The sequence below is a fragment of the Mycobacterium sp. 1482292.6 genome, assembly GCF_001672995.1.
Classification (GTDB): Bacteria; Actinomycetota; Actinomycetes; order Mycobacteriales; family Mycobacteriaceae; genus Mycobacterium; species Mycobacterium europaeum_A.
On sequence record NZ_LZKV01000202.1, the window covers coordinates 14,719 to 34,967 of the forward strand.

The 20,249-nt window shown below is 69.1% G+C and carries 21 protein-coding genes and 1 pseudogene; 15 read left to right on the forward strand and 7 right to left on the reverse strand.

From position 1 onward, the window contains the following. Positions 1-5: 5 nt before the first annotated feature. From A5624_RS20160 to A5624_RS20170, 3 genes are all read left to right on the forward strand, one after another. Positions 6-962: a LysR family transcriptional regulator gene (locus A5624_RS20160; protein ID WP_066870008.1), complete on the forward strand. Its 957-nt coding sequence runs from the start codon at positions 6-8 to the stop codon at positions 960-962. A gap of 111 nt (positions 963-1,073) precedes the next feature. Continuing rightward, positions 1,074-2,462, forward strand: coding sequence for an MmgE/PrpD family protein (locus A5624_RS20165; protein ID WP_066870009.1), 1,389 nt, complete (start codon positions 1,074-1,076; stop codon positions 2,460-2,462). A 65-nt stretch (positions 2,463-2,527) separates the two neighbouring features. Beyond that, positions 2,528-3,292, forward strand: coding sequence for a DUF2127 domain-containing protein (locus tag A5624_RS20170; protein WP_066870053.1), 765 nt, complete (start codon positions 2,528-2,530; stop codon positions 3,290-3,292). A 14-nt stretch (positions 3,293-3,306) separates the two neighbouring features. Here A5624_RS20170 and A5624_RS20175 read toward each other — a convergent pair whose 3' ends face one another. After that, positions 3,307-3,921 carry a PaaI family thioesterase gene (locus tag A5624_RS20175; protein ID WP_066870011.1) on the reverse strand — a complete coding sequence of 205 codons (615 nt, stop codon included), beginning with the start codon at positions 3,919-3,921 and terminating at the stop codon, positions 3,307-3,309. A gap of 92 nt (positions 3,922-4,013) precedes the next feature. Here A5624_RS20175 and A5624_RS20180 point away from each other — a divergent pair, with 92 nt between their 5' ends. The 3 genes from A5624_RS20180 to A5624_RS20185 all read left to right on the forward strand — a co-directional run bounded on the left by A5624_RS20180 (position 4,014) and on the right by A5624_RS20185 (position 5,815). Continuing rightward, positions 4,014-4,859, forward strand: a complete 846-nt coding sequence (locus A5624_RS20180; protein WP_066870016.1) for an SDR family oxidoreductase — start codon at positions 4,014-4,016, stop codon at positions 4,857-4,859. Positions 4,860-5,013: 154 nt separating this feature from the next. Then, complete coding sequence (locus A5624_RS28705; RefSeq protein ID WP_197497949.1) at positions 5,014-5,175, forward strand: hypothetical protein; 162 nt, start codon at positions 5,014-5,016, stop codon at positions 5,173-5,175. Between the two features lie 28 nt (positions 5,176-5,203). After that, positions 5,204-5,815: a bifunctional 2-polyprenyl-6-hydroxyphenol methylase/3-demethylubiquinol 3-O-methyltransferase UbiG gene (locus A5624_RS20185; RefSeq protein ID WP_066870019.1), complete on the forward strand. Its 612-nt coding sequence runs from the start codon at positions 5,204-5,206 to the stop codon at positions 5,813-5,815. Here A5624_RS20185 and A5624_RS20190 read toward each other — a convergent pair. Next, positions 5,750-6,340, reverse strand: coding sequence for a CGNR zinc finger domain-containing protein (locus A5624_RS20190; protein WP_066870055.1), 591 nt, complete (start codon positions 6,338-6,340; stop codon positions 5,750-5,752). The genes A5624_RS20185 and A5624_RS20190 overlap by 66 nt on opposite strands. Before the next feature lie 148 nt (positions 6,341-6,488). Here A5624_RS20190 and A5624_RS20195 point away from each other — a divergent pair, with 148 nt between their 5' ends. Both A5624_RS20195 and A5624_RS20200 read left to right on the forward strand, forming a co-directional pair. After that, the gene (locus tag A5624_RS20195; protein WP_066870022.1) at positions 6,489-7,184 is read left to right on the forward strand and encodes an SDR family oxidoreductase; all 696 of its coding nucleotides are present in this window, start codon (positions 6,489-6,491) and stop codon (positions 7,182-7,184) included. Positions 7,185-7,242: 58 nt separating this feature from the next. Beyond that, the gene (locus A5624_RS20200; RefSeq protein WP_066870025.1) at positions 7,243-7,692 is read left to right on the forward strand and encodes an SRPBCC family protein; all 450 of its coding nucleotides are present in this window, start codon (positions 7,243-7,245) and stop codon (positions 7,690-7,692) included. Positions 7,693-7,726: 34 nt separating this feature from the next. On the opposite strand, the gene A5624_RS20205 is transcribed toward A5624_RS20200, so the two are convergent. From A5624_RS20205 to A5624_RS20215, 3 genes are all read right to left on the reverse strand, one after another. Continuing rightward, positions 7,727-8,473, reverse strand: a complete 747-nt coding sequence (locus tag A5624_RS20205) for a methyltransferase domain-containing protein (protein ID WP_066870028.1) — start codon at positions 8,471-8,473, stop codon at positions 7,727-7,729. Between the two features lie 136 nt (positions 8,474-8,609). Further along, positions 8,610-9,986, reverse strand: coding sequence for an adenylate/guanylate cyclase domain-containing protein (locus tag A5624_RS20210; protein ID WP_066870032.1), 1,377 nt, complete (start codon positions 9,984-9,986; stop codon positions 8,610-8,612). Positions 9,987-10,026: 40 nt separating this feature from the next. After that, the gene (locus A5624_RS20215) at positions 10,027-10,632 is read right to left on the reverse strand and encodes a TetR/AcrR family transcriptional regulator (RefSeq protein WP_066870058.1); all 606 of its coding nucleotides are present in this window, start codon (positions 10,630-10,632) and stop codon (positions 10,027-10,029) included. 189 nt (positions 10,633-10,821) lie between these two features. Between A5624_RS20215 and A5624_RS20220 the strand changes: the two genes are divergently transcribed. The 4 genes from A5624_RS20220 to A5624_RS20235 all read left to right on the forward strand — a co-directional run bounded on the left by A5624_RS20220 (position 10,822) and on the right by A5624_RS20235 (position 15,339). After that, positions 10,822-11,781 (forward strand): oxygenase MpaB family protein, encoded by a 960-nt coding sequence (locus A5624_RS20220; RefSeq protein ID WP_066870035.1) that lies wholly within the window; start codon positions 10,822-10,824, stop codon positions 11,779-11,781. 162 nt (positions 11,782-11,943) lie between these two features. Beyond that, positions 11,944-12,708, forward strand: coding sequence for an SDR family oxidoreductase (locus A5624_RS20225; protein ID WP_066870038.1), 765 nt, complete (start codon positions 11,944-11,946; stop codon positions 12,706-12,708). Between the two features lie 136 nt (positions 12,709-12,844). Continuing rightward, positions 12,845-13,939, forward strand: a complete 1,095-nt coding sequence (locus A5624_RS20230; RefSeq protein ID WP_066870040.1) for an AMP-binding protein — start codon at positions 12,845-12,847, stop codon at positions 13,937-13,939. 35 nt (positions 13,940-13,974) lie between these two features. Further along, positions 13,975-15,339: an aldehyde dehydrogenase family protein gene (locus A5624_RS20235; RefSeq protein ID WP_066870061.1), complete on the forward strand. Its 1,365-nt coding sequence runs from the start codon at positions 13,975-13,977 to the stop codon at positions 15,337-15,339. A 21-nt stretch (positions 15,340-15,360) separates the two neighbouring features. On the opposite strand, the gene A5624_RS20240 is transcribed toward A5624_RS20235, so the two are convergent. Then, complete coding sequence (locus A5624_RS20240; protein WP_066870042.1) at positions 15,361-16,104, reverse strand: cutinase family protein; 744 nt, start codon at positions 16,102-16,104, stop codon at positions 15,361-15,363. Between the two features lie 283 nt (positions 16,105-16,387). Between A5624_RS20240 and A5624_RS20245 the strand changes: the two genes are divergently transcribed. Together A5624_RS20245 and A5624_RS20250 are read left to right on the forward strand one after the other, a co-directional pair. Further along, a complete protein-coding gene (locus A5624_RS20245) occupies positions 16,388-17,302 on the forward strand; it encodes an SDR family NAD(P)-dependent oxidoreductase (protein WP_066870045.1) in 915 nt (304 codons plus the stop codon). Further along, on the forward strand, positions 17,292-18,857 hold the full coding sequence (locus A5624_RS20250) for an AMP-binding protein (RefSeq protein WP_066870048.1): 1,566 nt from the start codon (positions 17,292-17,294) through the stop codon (positions 18,855-18,857). Before A5624_RS20245 ends, A5624_RS20250 begins: the two co-directional genes overlap by 11 nt. A gap of 6 nt (positions 18,858-18,863) precedes the next feature. Here A5624_RS20250 and A5624_RS20255 read toward each other — a convergent pair. Continuing rightward, positions 18,864-20,069 (reverse strand): annotated as a pseudogene (locus A5624_RS20255) (cation-translocating P-type ATPase); the annotation flags it as partial. Here A5624_RS20255 and A5624_RS29585 point away from each other — a divergent pair. Further along, positions 20,047-20,249 (forward strand): hypothetical protein (locus A5624_RS29585; protein WP_156749103.1); only part of this gene is annotated, 203 nt, incomplete at its 3' end. The pseudogene A5624_RS20255 and the gene A5624_RS29585 sit on opposite strands and share 23 nt — an antisense overlap.

Here is a 20,249-nt window from a genome sequence, read left to right on the forward strand (position 1 = left end):
GACGCATGGAACTGCGGCAGCTGCGCTATTTCGTCGCGGTCGCAGAGGAATTGCACTTCGGTCGCGCCGCCAAGCGCCTGCACATTTCGGGACCGGCGTTGTCGCAACAGATCATCGCGTTGGAGCGCGAAGTTGGCACCGATCTGCTAGTGCGGGACCGGCGCAGCGTCCGGCTGAGCGAGGCCGGCCGTACGTTCCTCCCGGACGCGCGCCGGATTCTGGCACTGGCCGACGACGCCAAGCACCGGCTGCAGCGGACCGCCGCGCAAAGCTCCCCGGTGCGGCTCGGGTACGTCAGCTGGTTGCCCGACGACATCGACGCCCTGGTGGGGTCCGCGGCGGCCTTGCGGCTGGACGAGTGGGTGTTGCCGTCGCACGTGCAGGCGGACCGGGTGGCCGAGGGCACCCTCGACATCGCGTTGGCCTGGATCACCGACGCGCAGGCCAAGCAGCGGGCATTGACTCCGCACCTGCTTCGCGCCGAGCCGCTGAGCGCGGTCGTTCCGGGGGCCGCGTCATCGGAACCGATTGGCGCACGGCATGTCAGCGTCCTCGTCGACGACGACGCGTCGGCATGGTCATCGTGGAATCGGTTCGCCGAAGCCTTCGCCGCCGACACCGGCGCACGTGTCGTCGGAATCAACGACGGCGGCATCACCGGCGACGCGTTCTACGCGCACGTCCGCAAGATCGCAGGTGCCGTGCTGGAGTCACCCAAGCGCCACACCGCTGCCCTCCCGCCCCGGTTGACCCGGCGCCCCGTCGCCGACCCGGTACCGCTGTGGACGTGGTCGTTGCTACACCGCCAGGACGATGACCGGCCCAGTGTGCGCGGTGCCGTGACGTCGTTGCTGGCGGTTGCGCGCGGTCGTGACTGGCTGACCCCGCCCACCGGACGGTGGTGGACTCCGGCCGACGATCCACACCGGGGCGTCCTGCAAACCGGCGCCGGCGTGCGGTGAGAACCTCCGTCAACCACTCATAAGAAATGGATCGTGGACGCTGCCTCGGCGCGGCGCTTCACTGAAGTGCGTAGAGCGGAGGGGCGAAAAGTGGTGGCACATAACTACGTTGTGGACGAGCTGGCCGATTTCGTCGTCGGTGCCCGGCCGGGGGACCTGACCGGACGACCGCGGGCGCTGATGAAACGCAACCTGCTCGACAGCATCGCGTGCGCCGTCGGCGCCCTGGACGGCGAGCTGATCCCCACGATCCGCGACCACACCGCCCAGTTCGGTGGCGCCCACACGGCCACCCTGGTCGGCGGCGGGCGCGCCTCGGTGGACCAGGCCGCGTTCTTCAACGCGGTGCTGGTGCGCTACCCCGATCTGCTCGACACCTATCTCACGGTGGGTGGGCTCTGCCATCCCGCCGACAACGTCGGTGCGTTGCTGGCCGTGGCCGAGCACGCCGGCGCCGGCGGAGCCGACTTCCTGCTCGCGCTGGCGGTCGCCTACGAGATCCAATGCCGGTTCAGCGCACAGGTTCCCGTGATGGCCCGCGGACTCAACCACGCGCTGCAGCTGGCGATGTCGGCCGCGGCGGGCAGCGCGAAGCTGCTGGGGCTGAGCGCCGAGCAGACCGCCAACGCCATTGCCGCCGCGGCGGCCGACAACGTGTCACTGGCGACGGTGCACGCCGAGCCGGTTTCGAATTGGAAGGGCATCTCGCCGGCCATCACCGGGATGCGCGCCGTGTACACGACGATGCTGGCCGCGCGTGGCATCACCGGACCCAAGGCACTCTTCGAGGGCCCGCACGGGCTGGTGCAACTCTTCGATCAGCGCATCGATCTGCACACCGCCGACCGGAGTCTCACCTGTGTCGAGCAGACCTACCTGAAGCAATACTGCTCGCTCATCCACGGCCAGGTCGTCATCGATGCGATCCTGGCCGTGCGCGGTGAGCACGGTCTGCAGGGTGCGGATGTCGCGCGGGTGGTCCTCGAGGTCTTCCAGGGCGCCTACGACTTCGCCGGCGGGGGAGCCTACGGCGACAAAGACCACCCGACCACCAAGGAGCGGGCCGACTACAACCTCAAATACCTGACCGCGGTCGCCCTGCTCGACGGTGGCGTCGGCCCCGAACAGCTTGAGAACGACCGAGTTTCGCAAAGCGACGTCATCGACCTGTTGTCCCGGGTGCAGGTCGTTCCGGCCGCAGACCTGACCGCGGACTATCCGCAACGCACCGCGGCGCGGGTGCACGTGATCACCCACGACGGGCGCCAATTCAGCCGCGAGCAGTCGGATTACGAGGGATCACCCACCCGCCCGATGTCCTGGGACCGCGTGGTGGACAAGTTCGGTTGGCTCGCCGAACCGTTCTGCGACGAGCCGCTGCGCGACGAGATCGTCGCCGCGGTGGCCCGGCTCGACGAGATCGAGGTCACCGAACTCACCGGGCTGCTCGGATCGGTGCCTTCCACGCCGCGGCGCGCGCGCAGTAGGCCGCGCTTCTGACACCCGTCTGGCACGTAGCGCGCGCCCCCTTGCGTGGCCGACCGCCCGCCATGAATGATCCGGCCATGGGTAAAGAACACGGCCGCAACCGCTGGGAGCTGGTCACCTGCGCGGTTGCCGGTCACGTCACCTACGCGCCCGACGAGAAGTCCCTCGCCGACCGGCTGAGCGGCAGCACCGGGCTGGGCGAGGTGTGGCGCTGCCTGCGGTGCGGCGAATTCACCGTCGGCGAGCCACACGGGCGCGGTCGCGCCGAAGACGCACCGATGATCATGCGCGGCAAGGCTTTACGACAGGCCATCATTATCCGCATCCTGGCGGTCGAACGCCTGCTGCGGGCGGTGGTGATCGCGCTGGCGGCCTATGCGGTGTGGAAGTTCCGCGGAGCGCGCGGTGCCATCCAGGCCACCCTCGATCGCGACCTGCCCATCTTCCGCACCGCCGGCTTCAAGGTCGACCAGATGACCATCGTGCACGAACTGGAAAAGGCGCTGGCGGCCAAGCCGTCCACCCTGGCCCTGCTGACCCTGATGCTGGCCGGTTACGCGCTGCTCGAGGTCGTCGAAGGGGTGGGCCTGTGGCTGCTGAAACGCTGGGGCGAATACTTCGCGGTGATAGCCACCTCGGTTTTCTTGCCCCTCGAGATCCACGACCTGGCCAAGGGCATCACCATGACCCGGCTGGTGACCTTCACCATCAATGTCGCCGCGGTGATCTACCTACTGGTCTCGAAACGGCTGTTCGGGTTGCGCGGCGGGCGGAAGGCCTACGACGAGGAACGACGCGGGGAGCAGCTGCTCGACGTCGAACGGGCCGCGGCCGGAACCTGAGCGAAGCCCGACGGTTACGCCGGTGGCTGCTTGGGGTGGATGAAAACGCCCTCCGCCTCGACGGTGACGCCCTGATCGTCGGCCAGCTGGCCGACGGCGAAAATCTTGACCCCGTCGACGCGATCGACGCGAGCCTCCGCGCGCAGCGGCCTGCCCAGCGCGGTGGGCCGGCGATAGCGCAGGGTCAGCGTGCCGGTATAGGCGGGCCTGTTGGGCTGGTGGGCCGTCGCCCCGAGCACGTGGTCGAGCACCAGGGCGCAGACGCCGCCGTGCACGGTACCCGGTGGGCCTTCGTAGGCGGCGCCGAGCACGAATTCCGACCACACCAGTCCGTCGGGATCGTGATGGATGACCAGCGGTGGGGCCACCGGGTTTCGCAGACCCACCACGGCGTTGCCCCAGGCGATGGTCTGGCCGTCGGCCGTTCGGTGTACACCGAACGGCCCGGGTAGCAGCGCGTCGCTCAATTCGTCTGTCGCACTGTCGATCCTGGCGATGGCCGCCGCCACCGCCGCGGGCCCGGCTTCGGTGCGGATGCTGATGTCTAGGAGTCGGCGGACCGATTCGGCCAGCGGCGCGTAAACCGACTCGAGTTGGCTGAAATCGATGCAGGGCGTGGGGTCATGCATCCTGGCAACTTAACAGTGCGTCCGCTGGGTGGGCTGTGCCCACCGGAGCGCCCGGGGTCACCGGGCATACTGCGCTGGGAACGGAGGAGTCAATGGGGACCTACGCGATAACCGGGTCGGCTTCCGGGATGGGCCGCGAGACGGCGCAGCGCCTTCGGGACAACGGGCACACCGTCATCGGCGTCGACATCAAGGATGCCGATGTCGTGGCCGACCTGTCGACGCCCGACGGGCGCAGGGCGGCCGCCGAACGCGTCCTGGCGTCCTCGGGCAACAGGCTGGACGGCGCCGTGCTGGCCGCCGGGTTGGGTCCCGGCCGCGGCCGGGATCGCGCCCGGCAGATCGCTGCGGTCAATTACTTCGGGGTGGTCGAGCTACTCGTCGCCTGGCGTGCGGCGCTGGCCGCCGCCGAGCGCGCGAAGGTTGTTGTGGTGGCCAGCAATTCGGCGACGACGATGCCCGCGGTGCCGCGTCGGGCCGTCAACGCGTTGCTGGCACACGATGCCGACAAGGCGTGGCGGGCGGTGCGGCTACTGGGCCCAGGGGCGCCGACCATGATGTATGGCGCCTCGAAGATCGCGGTCAGCCGCTGGGTGCGGCGACATGCGGCCTCACCGGAGTGGGCCGGGTCGGGCGTGCGGCTGAACGCCCTGTCACCGGGCGCGATCATGACACCTCTTCTGCAGGAGCAACTCTCGGATCCGAGGCAGGCCAAGGCCGTCCGGGCGTTTCCGGTGCCGGTGGGCGGCTTCGGTGACGCGGGGCACATGGCCGAGTGGATGTGCTTCATGCTGTCCGATGCCGCCGATTTCCTGTGCGGCAGTGTAGTATTCGTGGACGGCGGTACCGACGCGTATTTTCGCCCCGACGACTGGCCCAAGGCTGTGCCCGCACACCGATTGCCCGGGTATCTACGCCGGTTCAAGGGTTTTCATTAGGGGAACTGTTGCGTGTCTTTCCTCGCGCCCCGCGTGTGCGGTAGACCACAGAACGGCTTTTCGTGGCGTTTACCGCGGCGCGGCACCCCCGTAAAACGGCTGCGGTGCAATTGAATGAGACGGCGCACAAGCCGAAAGAACAAAGGATCAGACGGTGGCCACACTTCCAGCCTGGGTCAGCCAGGCTCCCGCGACTTTCGACGTGGTCGCGCCCCTGAAACGTGCCTCCGGCGCCTGGCAGGCGATGCTCAAAAGCACCCGACGGCCGGCCGCCGTGGGCCCGCGGTTGATGTCCCGGGGCGCCGAGCGCTGTTGACGGCCCGGTCAGGCAGACTCAGTCGACGGTGGATGACTACGCAGAACACCAGGATTACTGGAACCACAACAGCGCCTATCACCCGTGGCTGGTCGGCATCGCTTCGCGGCACCGCGGCGACGTTTTGGACGTCGGATGCGGGGAAGGGCTGCTGGCTCAGCGATTAGCCGCGGTGTCGCGCAGCGTCGTCGGGATCGATGCGGATCCGACATCGGTGAGGCGCGCCGCGCAGCGATTGCAGCCGATCGCGAACGCCTCGGCGCAACTGCGGCGTTTCGAGGAGTTCGAGCCGGGCGAGGCTTCCTTCGACCTGATCACGTTCGTCGCCAGCCTGCATCACCTGCCGCTGCGCGACACCTTGCAGAAGGTGCGTCAAATGTTGCGGCCCGCTGGGCAATTGGCGGTGGTGGGACTGTCCGCCAACAAGAGCGTTGCCGACTGGCTGTGGGCCGGTCTCAGCACGCCGGTGGCGCGCGTCGGCTCATTGCTACACCGGGAGACCCGAGACATCGGCGTCGCGGTCGCCGACCCCGACGAGGGCCTCAGTGAGATCCGGCGGGCAGTCACCGATGTGCTACCCGGAGCCCGCATCCGGCGGGGCGTCTACTACCGCTACCGACTGCTCTGGCGCAACGCCTGATTGCAGCGCGCGTTCGCGTTCGCGCCGGCGCGCCCTGGAGGCCCGCAGATTGACGGCGTTGCCGCACGTCTTGACGTCATGCCAGACCCCGCTGTTGTTTTTCGAGCGGTCGTAGAACGTCGAGCCACATCGGTGGTTGTGACAGCGCTTGATCCGCCGCCAGGTGCCGGCTTGCTGGCTCAACAGGATCTCGCCCCACAGCGCCGATGCCAGCCAACGCCAACCGCCGCCATGGGGATCCAACCGCACCTCACCGGCATCGGACAGCGCGAAAGATGCGGCGACGCCGTCGGCGCCATGAGATCGCGATTGTTCGCCGGCGACGAGTTGCTCGATGGTGGCGCGCAGCGCGCGAAGCTTGGCCAGGTCGGCGTCACCCAGCTCGGGGGGCGACAGGTCCACGCCGCGCGCGGACGACCACGCCCGCACGGCGGCCGTCGCCCAGTCGCCGGCGAGGCGTGGTTCGGCCAGCAGGTCCGGCCCGTACCCGTCGATGGCCCTCGTGTTGAGGAAGTCCTGGACCAGGCCCAGGCCGCCGGGAGCGCCGGCGCAGCCGTATCGCTGTGACGCAACCCACGCGGAAGACATATGCAAAGAATACTTGACTATGTCGCGGCGGTCAATTAGCTTGACGTAGGCAAAACACTTTTGCCTACGTCAAAGGAGCAGCATCATGGTCAACGTCAAGGGGTCGACGGTAGTGGTCACGGGTGGGCAGCGCGGTCTGGGCAAGGCCATCGTGGCCGAATTGCTGGACCGGGGCGCGGCGAAGGTCTACGCCACCGCCCGGGCGCCGAAGCCCAGCCAGGACCCCCGCGTGGTCAGCGTCGAATTGGACGTCACCAACCCGGATTCGGTTGCCGCGCTGGCGTCCACGGCGGCGGACGCCGACATTGTCATCAACAACGCCGGAGTTCTCGGCGCCCGGACACTGCTTGACAGCGACATCGACGAGGTGCGAGCGGTCTTCGAGACGAACTACTTCGGCGCGCTGCGCGTGGCCAAGGCCTTCGCCCCGATCCTGGCCGACAACGGCGGCGGTGCGCTGGTCGACATCGCCTCGATCCTGTCCTGGATGCCCGGATCCGGCGGGTACGGCGACTCCAAGGCCGCACTGTGGTCGACAACGAACTCGCTGCGCATCGAGCTCGAGAAACAGGGCACCCTGGTCGTCGCCGCGCACCTCAGCTTCACCGACACCGACATGACCGCCGGCTTCGAGGCACGCAAGAACGATCCGCGCCAGGTGGCCCGGGCGATCGTCGACGGCATCGAGCGGGACGACACGGAGGTGCTGGCCGACGACGACACCCGCTACGTCAAATCGGTACTGTCCGGACCCATCGAGGCGCTGCCCCGGATGGGGTGAACCGCCGCGGCCCAAAGTCACCGGCGCGCCGTACGGCCGCACGTGTTTGGATAGCGATATGTCCGATACCGAACGCATCGTGAGCGCCACCCGCGTGATGTCGGCCAATGCGGCGCGCATCTTCGAACTGATCGCCGATCCGTCCCGCCAGCCGAGCTGGGACGGCAACGGCAATCTGGCATCGTCTGCCTCCGGTCGTGTGCATCGCGTGGGTGACGTGTTCAAGACGACGCTGACCAACGGCGCGGTGCGCGAAAACCACGTCACCGAGTTCGTCGAGGGCAGTGTAATCGCTTGGCGCCCAGCCGAACCCGGCAAGCAGCCGCCGGGGCACCTGTGGCGCTGGGAACTGAGCCCGGTCAACGCCGAACTCACCACGGTGACGCACACCTACGACTGGACGGCGCTGACCGACGCCACCCGCCTCGAGCGCGCCCGCGCGACGACGGCGGAGATGTTGCGCGAGTCCATGGACCGACTCGCCGTGCTGGCCCAGTCGGCGGACTAGGTCCGCGCACCCGCCATCGAAAAACCTGGGCGCGTCAGCCCAACTTGGCGCGCACCCACTGGAACGTCCCGAGGGTCTTCACCCGCACACTGGCAAAGCCGTTGTTCTCCAACGCATCCCCGATTTCGTCGTCGTCGAACGCGTGCGCCCCGACGTTAGGCAGCATCCGCCAATACCGGGCCAGGCGCCCGGCGGTGGGCACCATGACGGCCAGCCTGCCACCGGGGCGCAGCACGCGCGCGATCTCGGCGAGCGCGTCGGCCGGATTCGGAACCAACTGCAGCACGGCGGTCGACACCGCCACGTCAATGGTGCTGTCGCGCAGCGGAAGTCGCTGTGCGTCGGCCTTGAGGAAGCCGACCTGCGGCCCGGCCTCGTTGCGGACCGCGCGGGCCAGCATGGGCTCGGAGATGTCGACGCCGAGGGCCAGCCCCTGCGGACCGGCGGCACGGGCCAGCGACGCGGTGACGTTGCCCGGCCCCGATCCGACGTCCAGCGCGATACCGCCCTGCGGAACGTCCAACCATTCCAGCGGCAGTTGCCATGCGCTGATCCAGCGCCGAGAAAGCGCTTGGGCGTTGTCGTAGAGCAGCGACCCGATCGGCGAGGCCCACGCCGCCTGGATGGGGCCGGTGTTCTGCTCGACGGCGCCACCGGCGGCCGCGCCGGGGCCGAGCAGGTCGAGATAGCCCCGGCTCACGTCGGGATCGGCCGGCGGATCGATGAGCAGGTCCAGCGCGCGCCGGAGGGCGGGAGGCAGCGAGACGTGCACGTCGGTCATGCGTACTCCTTCGGTCAAATACCAAGCCGGACGCCAGAAATCGAACGGAAAGCCGGGATGCTTCGGCTCCGGTGAGTCCCGTCCGCAGCCTACGCCGGGGGCCCCGGCTCTTCGACCGCTGCGATTTGCGGTCCGGTTACCGCCGGACGACGGCGTGCTCGCGGACAAGGGCGTACAGCCGCCAGTACCCGGGCACGCCCTTGAGCGCGGTCTCGCCGCGGTCGCCGAACCGGTGCCGCGAGCCGGTCACGATGTCGCGCAGCGTGGACGACACCAGCACCTCGCTGGGTCTCGCGAGCGCGGCTACCCGAGCGCCGATGTGGACGGCCATGCCCGCGACGTCCGCGCCGCGCACCTCGACCTCGCCGGCGTGAATGCCGACCCGCACCTCGATGCCCAGCACACGAACGGCGTCCACGATGGCGTCGGCGCAGGCGATCGCCGCGCTGGGGCTGGTGAACGTGGCGACGAATCCGTCACCGGCCGTATTGACTTCGCGACCGCCGAACCGCTGCAGTTCGTGGCGCACGATCCTGTCGTGGTTGTCCAGCAGGTCGCGCCAGCGGTGGTCGCCGAGAGCGGCGGCGCGCTCGGTGGAGCCGACGATGTCGGTGAACATGATGGTGGTGAGCAGCCGCTCGGCGTCGGAGCCGCCGCGGACTCCGGTGATGAACTCTTCGATCTCGTCCAGCATCGGGCCGGTGTCGCCGACCCAGTACAGGGAGTCCTGTCCGGGCAGTTCGACGAGACGCGAGCCGGCGATGCGCTCGGCGAGGTAGTGCGCATGCTCGACGGGGCTGAAGGCGGGATTGTCGCGATGGACGATCAGCGTCGGCACGGCGACGCGCGGCAGCCTGTCGCGGACATCGCCCTCCCGGACCTTGTTGATGAACGCACGGGCCATGCTGGGTGACGCCGCCCGGTTGCCGGCCATGTCCCACCACGAGCGGAACGCGTCGTCGTGCGCGACGCTGGGGGCGATGATGCCGAGCATGTCGAAGCCCTGCTCGACGGCGTCCGGCTCCATCCCGACCGACGTGAATCGCTCGGCGGCGTCGAGTTCGGCGCCGATGGGGTAGTCCGGGCCCCGCAGCGTGCGCGCCGCGCCGTTGGCTATGACGAGGCTGTTCACCCGATCGGAGTGGTCGGCCGCGAGAACCAGACCGGCCAGCGAGGTGAAACCCGGAGCGAAGATCGTGGCCTTCTCGCAACCCACCGCATTCATCACGGCGAGCGCATCCTGCGCCCATGACTCCGGACCGAGCATGTCCAGCGAGGGGACCCGGGAGGACAGGCCGATGCCGCGCTGATCGAAGCGGATCACCCGGCAGAACGACGCGAGCCGGCGATGAAAGCGGTACATCGAGGGCTCGAGGTCGACGCAGTCGATCGGGATCAGCGGGCCCGGCAGCATGAGCAGGTCCATCGGGCCATCGCCGAAGACCTGATAGGCGATGTCGATCTCACCGCAACTGGCGTACCGAGTCCGCGGCGCCGCAGAACTCCCAGCCACGGTTCAAGGCTAGTTCAGGCCGCCGACAATTCGAGGCCCATTATCGGGACCGCTCGCCGCCGATGATCGGCACCAGATAGCGCGCGGCGTAGTCGCGAACCGCCGCCGGATCCGACGTGTCGAGCCGGTCGGTGGGGAAGACGATGATGCCCAAGGCGACGCGAAGCAGGATGTCGGCGATGTTGTCCAGGTCGGCCTCGGCCAGGTCGGCGCCGCAACGGCGCAGGGTGTGGGCGATCCCGTCGGCGAACTGGCGAATCGGAAACGCCTGCGACCGGGAGAACATGCCGAACAGTTCGGGTTCGCTCTCGGCGATCCGCGAGTACAGCGCGGAGTCCTGTACCAGGCGCACCCCGAGCGCGAAGGCCTCGACGACCGCCTGTTGCGGGTCGCAGCCGGTTGTCGCCTGGTCCAGGGTGCTGAAGAACCGGCCGGCTTCGCGCCGCACCACGTGGGCGAACAGGTTCTCCTTCGTCGGGAAGCGACGGTAGATGGTGCTGCGGCTGACCCCGGCGCGGGCGGCGACGTCGTCGATATTGGCCCGACGCACGCCGTAGATCTCGAACACGCTGCGCGCGGTGTCCAAGATGGTGCGGTCGAGATCGGTGAGCGCCTCGGCAGTGGCAGAGCCCCGTTCGGACTGCATGATTGGCGGCATCGTATCAACTCCTCGGCATGGTTCACGGCCGACTTTTCCGGCGCGAAGACCTGCCCGGGAGTGCGATGGCGACGCGCGCTTGTTAGTGTTCGAGGCGACTGAAACAAAGACACATTTTTGTGTCACTGATTCACACCGGTTGCCGTCGCGCGGCGCGGGTACGGCGAGGAGGTGGGCATGACCGCCCAAAACGATGAGTTAACCGCGGCAAGTGCGGGGTCGCGTTTCGATACCGGCGTCCGCGAGGCGATGCCGATGCCGGTCGACGACGAGATCGCCGACGCCGCCCCGCGGTTGGGGCCGGACTCGTTGATCTGGAAGTTCTACGGCGACGTCCGGACTCAGCTGTTCGGCTTTCAGCGCACCGCCGGGGTGGAGAACTGCATCGAGCAGCTCGCCCAGGGCGTGCTGGACCACTCCGTCATCTTCAGCGACACGCTCGGTCGGGCCAAGCGCACCGCACCGCCCCTGATGAACACCGTCTACTCCGACGAACCGTACGAGTGGGGCCGCAAGGTGCGGGACTTTCACAAGACGATCAAGGGCACGGTCAGCGACGGCTCGCGCTATCACGCGCTGAATCCTGAGCTGTTCTATTGGGCGCACGCCAGCTTCGTCGACCAGGTCATCTACAACACCGACATGTTCATCCGGAGGCTGAGCCGCGCAGAGAAGGAGCAGATCTTCAACGAGGGCAAGCTCTGGTACAGCCTGTATGGCGTCAGCGACCGCGGGCAACCGCAGACCTACGACGACTTCCTGGCCTACTGGGACGAGATGCTCGACCGGTTCGTCCCCCATAAGACCGTGCTGTACGGCACCGGTTACATCCGCAAGGGCATCCCGGGCCCGCGCCGGATGCCCAAACCGGTGTGGAAAGTGCTCTCGGCTCCGCTGAACGCCTACACCCGGCTGGTCGTGGTCGGAACGCTTCCGCCGCAGATGCGCGAGGTGTGCCAGCTGCGATGGGATGCCAAGAAGGAGAAGCGCTTTCAGCGCGTCGCCGCAGCCATTCGCGCGCTCAACCCGCTGTTGAACCGGCTGCCCGTCCGGGTGCTCTACACGAGCTGGGCGGCCGACGCGTGGGACCGCGCGGGCGTCGACCCGCGCCGGCTGCACAACCGCCCGGCCGCGTAACCGGGTCTGGGGCGGCTCGGCATCGTCGCGGCGATATCCGTGACAGCGCCCGTGCGGATGAGGCATGGTGGTTAGCCGGCTGCGCATTGGGGCATTCCGCTAGGTCGGCTCAGTGGGCCGGTCGATCGAGCCGGTGGCAGGGCGACCCGAAGGAGTACCGCGATGCAGTTGACGGGCAATACCGTTCTGGTCACCGGCGGTGGCAGCGGAATCGGCCGAGGTCTGGCCGAATCCTTCCACCGGTTGGGCAACCAGGTGATCATCGCCGCCCGGCGCAGCGACCAATTGCGGGCCGTCGCCGAGGCCAACCCCGGCATCCAGACGCTGTCGCTCGATCAGGGTGACGCCGCCGATATCCGCCGGTTCGCCACCCAGCTGACCGACCACTACCCGGACCTCAACGTGCTGGTCAACAACGCCGGAATTCAACGGGTCGAAGACCTCACCACCGGCAACGTCGGCCTGGCCGAGCAGTCGGTGGCCATCAACCTGCTGGGCCCCATCCGGCTGACCTCGGCCCTGCTGCCCGCGCTGCTGCGCAAGCCGCACGCCACCATCCTCAACGTCACGTCCGGTCTGGCCTTCATGCCCAGCGCGCTCACCCCGAGCTACTGTGCCTCCAAGGCGGCGCTGCACTCCTACACCGAATCGCTGCGCTTCCAACTGCGCGGCACTTCGGTGCAGGTGATCGAAATCATCCCGCCGCACGTGCAGACCGCGCTGCAGGGCGAGCGGGGATTCGATCCCCGGGCGATGCCGCTGGAGGACTACATCACCGAGACCGTCACCCTGTTGCAGACGCAGCCGCAGGCCAAGGAAATCGTGGTGGAGCGCGCCAAGATGTTCCGGTTCGCCGAGCGCGACGGCACCTACGACGACATCTACCCCCGCTTCAACGAGACGATCACCGCCATGTTCGGCGGCTAGGCCGGGCGGTGCCGCTGAACACCGCGTGCACACAGATGAAATTCCTTGTGAAATAAGCGGATAAGGAGATACGCCGCTGGCCGCGGGCGCCCGTCGTCCTTGGCGGCACCGTCCTGGATGCGAGAGTATCGAGGGCATGGCCGCAGTCGATTTCTCGTTGTTGGACGTCCCACGGGCGGCGCCCGTGGCGGACGCCGAGGCCTACCTGCGGGCGGCGATGGCCTGGCACTTCGGCGACGACACCGGTTCGCCGTTCTGGCTGCGGGCCGCCCGCACGTTGAACTTCAACCCGCTGACCGACGTCAACACCTTCGCCGACCTACAACTGTTCCCCAACCTGGTCAACGAATTACGCAGTGTCCCAGTGGAAGACCTCATTCCGCGCGGTTACGGGCCCCGGCCACCGGTGCCCCAGATCTTCGAATCCGGGGGTACCACCGGCGCCCCGAAACGCACTGTGCAGCTGCCGGATTGGGTCGCACAGGTAGTCGAATGGCAAACCGAGGACTTCGCCGCGGGCGGTTTCCGGCGGGGCCAGGGCTTTCTGTGTCTGATGCCGAGCGGTCCGCACGGCGTCGGCTACTTCTCCCGGCTGGTGTCGCAGCGGCTCGGCTCCGTCTTCCACGCAATCGACATCGATCCCCGCTGGGTGAAACGGCTCGCCGCGCGCGGGGCGGCAACCGAGGTGGCGGCTTACGTCGACCACGTTGTCGAGCAGGCCGTCTTCGTGTTGCAGACGCAGTCCGTGGTCAACCTGCACACCACCCCGCCGCTGCTGGAGGCGATCGCCCGCAACGATCGGGTGGTCGACCTGGTCAACGACAAGATCCGCTACCTGCTGCTCAGCGGGGCGCACGTGGACGCCGACACCCTCGACCTGCTGCGCGACATCTTTCCCGCGACGACCATCGCCATGGCGTTCGGCAGCACCATGGTGCTGTCACAGGCGGTAACCCGGACCGGCGACGACGACTCCTTCGTCTTCGATCCGCGCACCCCGTATGTGGTGTTCTGGGTGGTCGATCCCGACACCGGGGAACGGGTGCCCTACGGGCGTCCGGGTCAGGTGGTGATGCACCACATCAGCAAGGGCATGTTCATACCGAACAACCTGGAGCGCGACCGGGCGATCAGGATGCCCGGACCGGCGGGCGATCTCAGCGATTCGGTCAGCGAGGTGCGGCCGGTGTCCACCTTCGAGGGCGAGGCCGTCATCGAGGGCGTGTACTGAGCGTGGACAGTGACAGTGGCTGTGCGGCAACCGGTTTGGTGGCACTCGACGCCCTCGGTGCGGACGGTGAGTACCGGACCCGCAAACGCGAATTGGTCACCACCACCGCCGGTGCCGCGGTCGCGGAGCTGAGCCTGGTTCCGCCGCTGTATGTGTCGCGGACGCTGGGCGCGCAGCGCAGGACCGCACCGCTGCCCGTTGCCCGGCGCGTGGCCGCGCTGTCCCGCGCCGCCGGCATCTTCGCCGACGGCGTCGTCGCGGGGCTGGATTTCGAGGCCTATGTGGCGTTGGCCGCCCGGATTTCGGGCATGCCGATCGCGGTCACCCGGGCCGGGGCGCGCGGGGTGGCCGACGCGGTGGGCGACGCCGTCGACGCGGTGCGGCCGGCGCGGCCGGTTGGGGCGGCGTTGGACTGGCGCGAGGAGCGGACCCGCGCGGGCGGTGCGGTGTGGGTGCGGCGCGGGGAGGTGTTCGCGGTGCACGCGGCCGGAAACGGCCCGGGCGTCCATGGGCTTTGGCCGCAGGCCCTCGCGCTGGGCTACCGGGTCGCGGTGCGCCCCTCACGCCGCGAGCCGCTGACGGCTCACCGGCTGGTGTGCGCGCTGCGGCGGGCCGGGTTCCGCGCCGAGGACGCCGTCTACCTGCCCACCGACCATGCCGGCGCCGACGAGATCATCCGGGCGGCCGACCTGGCGATGGTGTACGGGGGCCAGCAGGTGGTCGACAAGTACGCCGACGACCCGGCGGTGATGGTCAACGGGCCGGGGCGCAGCAAGATCGTGATCACCGCCGACCGCGACTGGCGCGACTACCTCGACGTCATCGTCGACTCGATCGCCAACCACGGCGGCATGGCATGCGTCAACACCACCGCGGTGCTCTACGAGGGCGATCCCGCCGCGCTGGCCCATGCCATCGCCGAACGGCTGGCGGCGATCGAACCGCTGCCCACCGATGACGAGCGGGCGGTCCTGCCCACCCTGCCCGTCCACCAGGCGCGCGCGGTCGCGAACATCTTGGCGGCCAAGGCCGTCGGGTCGACCCCGCTGCTCGGCGCCGACCGGGTGGTCGCCGAACTCGGCTACGGCTACGCCGCGCTGCGCCCGGCCCTGCATGTGATGGCACAACCCGATCCGGACCAGCTCAACCTGGAGCTGCCCTTCCCGTGTGCGTGGGTGTCGGCCTGGTCGCGCCACGACGGGGTCCAACCATTACGGCATTCGCTGGTGGTCACCGCGATCACCGGCGACGAGGCGCTGATCGACGATCTGATCGCCGAGCCGACCGTCGGCAACGTCTACTGCGGCCACCACCCCACGTGGTGGCACGCCCCGCACATTCCGCACGACGGATTCCTGGCCGATGCCCTGATGCGCAACAAGGGCTTCATCAGGGACTAGCCAGGAACCCCTGGCAGGCGGTTACTCTCCGAAGCTGCCACGCGGCGACGCGACCGCCGTTGCGGCCGGGCCGTCCAGGGCCAGGTGGCTGGAGGCGAACGAGACTCCCTTGTCGATCATCGCGCTGTCGTCGGCGTAGGTGTCGTGCGCGGCGAAATTCATCCCGTCGGAACAGACCGGGTCCTCGGTGGCGCACACCTTGATGGTCTTGTCCTGATACGCCGGGCCGATCACCACGGGCGGTTCGTTGAGGAAGTTCATCGCCCGCACGTTGGGCATGCCGAACAGCACCACCGAGGAGACGTGGTTGGCCACGTCGGGGGCCAGCGGCTTGGGCACGGTGTTGGGGTCGATGCCGTCGGGCACGGCGGCCGAGGTGACAAAGCCCATCACGGCCGCGCCCTGCGAGTAGCCACCGAGCACCATCTTGGTGTTGGGGCAGTCATGGGCCATCGAATTCACGTGCGCGCCCGCGTCTCTGACGCCGTCGATGCCGGTCGCCCACTGATCGCTGGCGGGGTAGTTGACGGGGTAGACGTCGAAGGACCGTCCGCCCACGCGCTGGTGCAGGGCGTCGACGAAGGCCTGGCCGGTGGGGCCCACGCCCGGTGCTTCACCGGTGCCGCGGGCGAACACCACTTGCACGTCCGGACACTGGGCCGACGCGGAGGGGATAACGGAGGCGGACACGGCCGAAACGGCCACGCCCGACGCTGCGAGAACTACTGCGGAACCAAGGGTACGAATGACGTGACGTGCGATCATGCCGCCATTGTGCCCAGCCAACACGCCGCTTAAACACCAGAAACACCGAAATTACCGTGTTCTCATAAAATAACCGCCGCGATTGCGGACGGGCTGAGATTGGTTGTGCGCGACGCCATCCGGCGCGGGCGCCCGGGCCCGTCGCGCCCACCGCTCGCTCGGGTCGCCCGCTGGGCGGCGGCGCCGGGCCGGAGCGCGGGCCCGCACCCCAGTGTGGTCTGCTACTCGTAGTTACGAACCGGGGTTACGGTGAAGCAACAGCCGACCTCGGCAAGCGGCTCGAGTGAATGCGGCAGCGAAGTTGAACGCACTAACGCAGGCCCTGAACACGGTCACGGACCACGTGGCCAACCCGGCGCGGGTGTCGGATCCCGACAAGTTGCGCGGCGCCGTCTCCGGCAAAACCGTCTTGGTGACCGGCGCCTCCTACGGCATCGGCGAGGCGACCGCGCGCAGCCTGGCCGCCGCGGGAGCCACCGTCCTGGTCGTCGCCCGATCCGAGGAACGGCTCTGCGACCTGACGGCGTCGATCAATGCCGGTGGGGGCCACGCGGTTGCCTATCCCACCGACCTCACCGACGAATCCGCGGTGAGCACCCTGACCAAGGGCATTACCGAGGAGCACGGCCCGCCCGACATCGTGGTGAGCAACGCCGGCAAATCGTTGCGCCGCTCGCTGCATGACCAGTACGACCGGCCGCACGACTTCCAGCGCACGATCGACATCAACTACCTGGGACCGGTGCGGCTGCTCCTGGGTCTGCTGCCGGCCATGCGCGACAACGGCAGCGGGCACATCGTGAACGTCTCGAGCGTCGGGGTGCGGGTGGCGCCGGGTCCGCAATGGGGTGCCTATCAGGCATCGAAGGGCGCCTTCGACCGCTGGTTGCGCAGCGTCGCTCCGGAACTGCACACCGACGGCGTCGATGTGACCACTGTCTACTTCGCTCTGGTCCGAACCAGGATGATCGCGCCCACCCCGCTGCTGGGCCGCCTACCCGGCCTGTCGGCGGACGAGGCCGCCGACGCGATCGCCAAGGCGGTCATCGAGCGGCCCCGCACCATCGAACCGCCCTGGGTGCTGCCGGCCGAGCTGGCCTCGGTGCTGCTGGCGGGGCCGGCCGATTACGCCGCCCGGCTGTGGCATCGCCGGTTCTTCAGCGAGTCCGACACCGACGAGGCCGACAATGACGAATGACCGGGTGATTCCCACCGCTGCCCGGGCCCTGCTGCGCTCGGGCCTGCTGAGTCCGCCGGCGCCACTGGCGGGTTTCCGGCTGCTTCGCGAGGCACGCCGGGGCGGCACCAATCCGTACACCCTGCTGGCGGTCACGACGGCCCGGTGGCCCGACCGGACCGCGATCGTCGACGACGACGGCGCGCTCAGCTATCGCCGGCTGCAACTGGTGACCGAGTCGCTGGCGCGGCGGTTGGCCGACGACGGCGTTGCACCTGGGCAGGCGGTCGGGGTGATGTGCCGCAACGGACGCGGTTTCGTGGCCGGCGTGTTCGCCGCCGCCCTGCTGGGCGCCGATGTCGTCCCGATGAGCACGGAGTTTCGCAGCGACGCGCTGGCGGCCGCGGTGCAAGCGCACCGCATTTCGACCGTGGTCGCCGACGCCGAATTCGTCGAGCGGCTGCGGGCCGCTGACGAATCGGTCGGCACCGTCGATCCGGCGACGGTCGGCGCCGACGAAGGCGCCCGCAGACCGGCCGTGGCCGCCCCCGGCCGCATCGTCCTGCTGACATCGGGCACCACCGGCACCCCCAAGGGGGTGCCCCGCTCACCGCAGCTGCGCTCCGCCGTGGGCGTGTGGGTGACGATCCTGGACCGCACCCGGCTGCACACCGGGTCGCGAATCTCGGTGGCAATGCCCATGTTTCACGGGCTGGGGCTGGGCATGCTGATGCTGACCCTCGCGCTCGGGGGAACCGTGCTCACCCGCCGCGAGTTCGACGCCGAAGCCGCGCTGGCGCAGGCGTCGCTGCATCGTGCCGACGCCTTCACCGCGGTGCCGGTGGTGCTCGCGCGCATCCTGGAGCTGCCCGAGCAGGTGCGGGCGCGAAACCCGCTGCCCTACCTGCGGACGGTGATCTCCAGCGGCGACCGCCTCGATCCCACGCTGGGCCAGCGGTTCATGGACGCCTACGGCGACGTCCTCTACAACGGCTACGGCTCCACCGAGGTCGGCATCGGTGCGCTGGCCACGCCGGCGGATCTGCGCGAAGCGCCCGAAACCGTCGGAAGGCCGGTCGTGGGCTGCCCGGTGCGGATCTTCGACAAGAACGACCGGCCGGTCGGGCCGCGGGTCACCGGGCGGATCTTCGTGGGCGGCGAACTGACCAGCGACGGCTACACCGACGGCGCCGCGAAGGCCGTCATCGACGGCATGACCAGCACGGGCGACATGGGCTATCTGGACAACGCGGGCCGGCTCTTCATCGTCGGCCGCGAAGACGACATGATCATCTCCGGCGGCGAGAACGTCTATCCGCGCGCGGTCGAAAACGCGCTCGCCCAGCACCCCGCCGTCGCCGAGAACGTCGTCATCGGAGTCCCCGACGAGCGGTTCGGTCAGCGCCTGGCCGCGTACGTGGTCGCCCAGCGCGGCAGCGAGATCGACGCCGCGCAGCTGCGCGAATATTTGAAGGACCGGGTCTCCCGCTTCGAACAGCCCCGCGACATCAACGTCGTGGACAGCATTCCGCGCAACCCGACCGGCAAGGTGCTGCGCCGGGAGTTGTCCGGCTGAACACGATCATTCCTCGCCGGGCTCCAGGGCGGCGACCTGCTTGGCCAGCCAATTGGGGGCCAGCGCCGAGATCGCGGTGGCTCCCGCCGTCGAGCCCAGCACCCCGGACCAGGCGACCGGCCCCAGCGGCGTGCAGCCGAAGAACTGGCTGATCACCGGGGTTTGCACGATGCCGACCAGGACGCCGGCGCTGCCCAGGGCCGTCGCCACGACGAGCGGGCTGTGCCGGCGGGTCAGCAGCGTCTGCGCCAGCTGCGTCGTCACCAGCGCGGTCAAACCCATTGTGGCCGTGCGCCTTTCGGTACCCGGCGTCCAGCGCCCGATCGCCCAGGCGGCCGTCGCCCCGGCGGCAGTGACGGCGCCACGGGTGACGATCTGGCGCATCAGCGGGGCGTCGAGTGAGGGCGTGGCCCCGGTGAGCACGGCGCGCCGGTGCAGACGGCGCGCCTCCTCGGCGGCCTCGGCCGATTCGTATTCGGCTTCGTCGGGTTCGACGTATTGCGAGGTGACGGCTACCGCGAGCGCGGGGAACATGTCGGTGAGCAGGTTGACCAGCAGCAGCTGACGGGTCCCCACCGGGGCGCGGCCGGCGCCGAATGCGGTGCCGATGATGGTGAACAGCACCTCACCGACGTTGCCGCCGACCAGGATCGTGACGGCGTCGCGCACGCCCGCCCACATGCTGCGGCCCTCGACCAGGGCGTCCATCAATACGCCAAGATCCTCGTCGGTCAACACGATGTCGGCGGCGCCGCGAGCGGCCGACGAACCGCGACCGCTCACCCCGATACCGACGTCGGCCATCCGGATGGCGGCGGCGTCGTTGGCGCCGTCGCCGACCATCGCCGTCACCCGGCCGCAGCGCTGCAGGGCGGCCACGATCTGCACCTTCTGCTCGGGGCTGACACGGGCGAACACCTGCACGTCGGCGACCAGCTTGGCGCAGGCGTCCTCGTCGAGGCCGGCGAGTTCGGCGCCGGTGACCACTCTGGCGCCCTCGGGCAAGCCCAACTGCCGGGCGATCGCGCGCGCCGTCACGGGGTGGTCGCCGGTGATCAGCACCACGTCGCGGTCGGCGTCCACCAGCGCCTCGATCAGCGGGCGCGCCGACGCCCGGGCGGTGTCGGCCAGCCCGACGTAGCCGAGCAACTCGAGGTTCTTCGCCGCGGCGTCCACGGCGTCGGCGTCGGTGTCGTCGTCGTCGGTCTCGTGCTTCCAGCCGCGCTGCAAATTCGCCGACCCGGACGCCGACCTCGAGCGGGCCGAGGCGGTGGTGCACGGCCTCGCCGAGCAGGGGCTGCGGGTGCTCGCCGTGGCGCAGCGCGGCTGGAAGCACGAGACCGACGACGACGACACCGACGCCGACGCCGTGGACGCCGCGGCGAAGCCTCG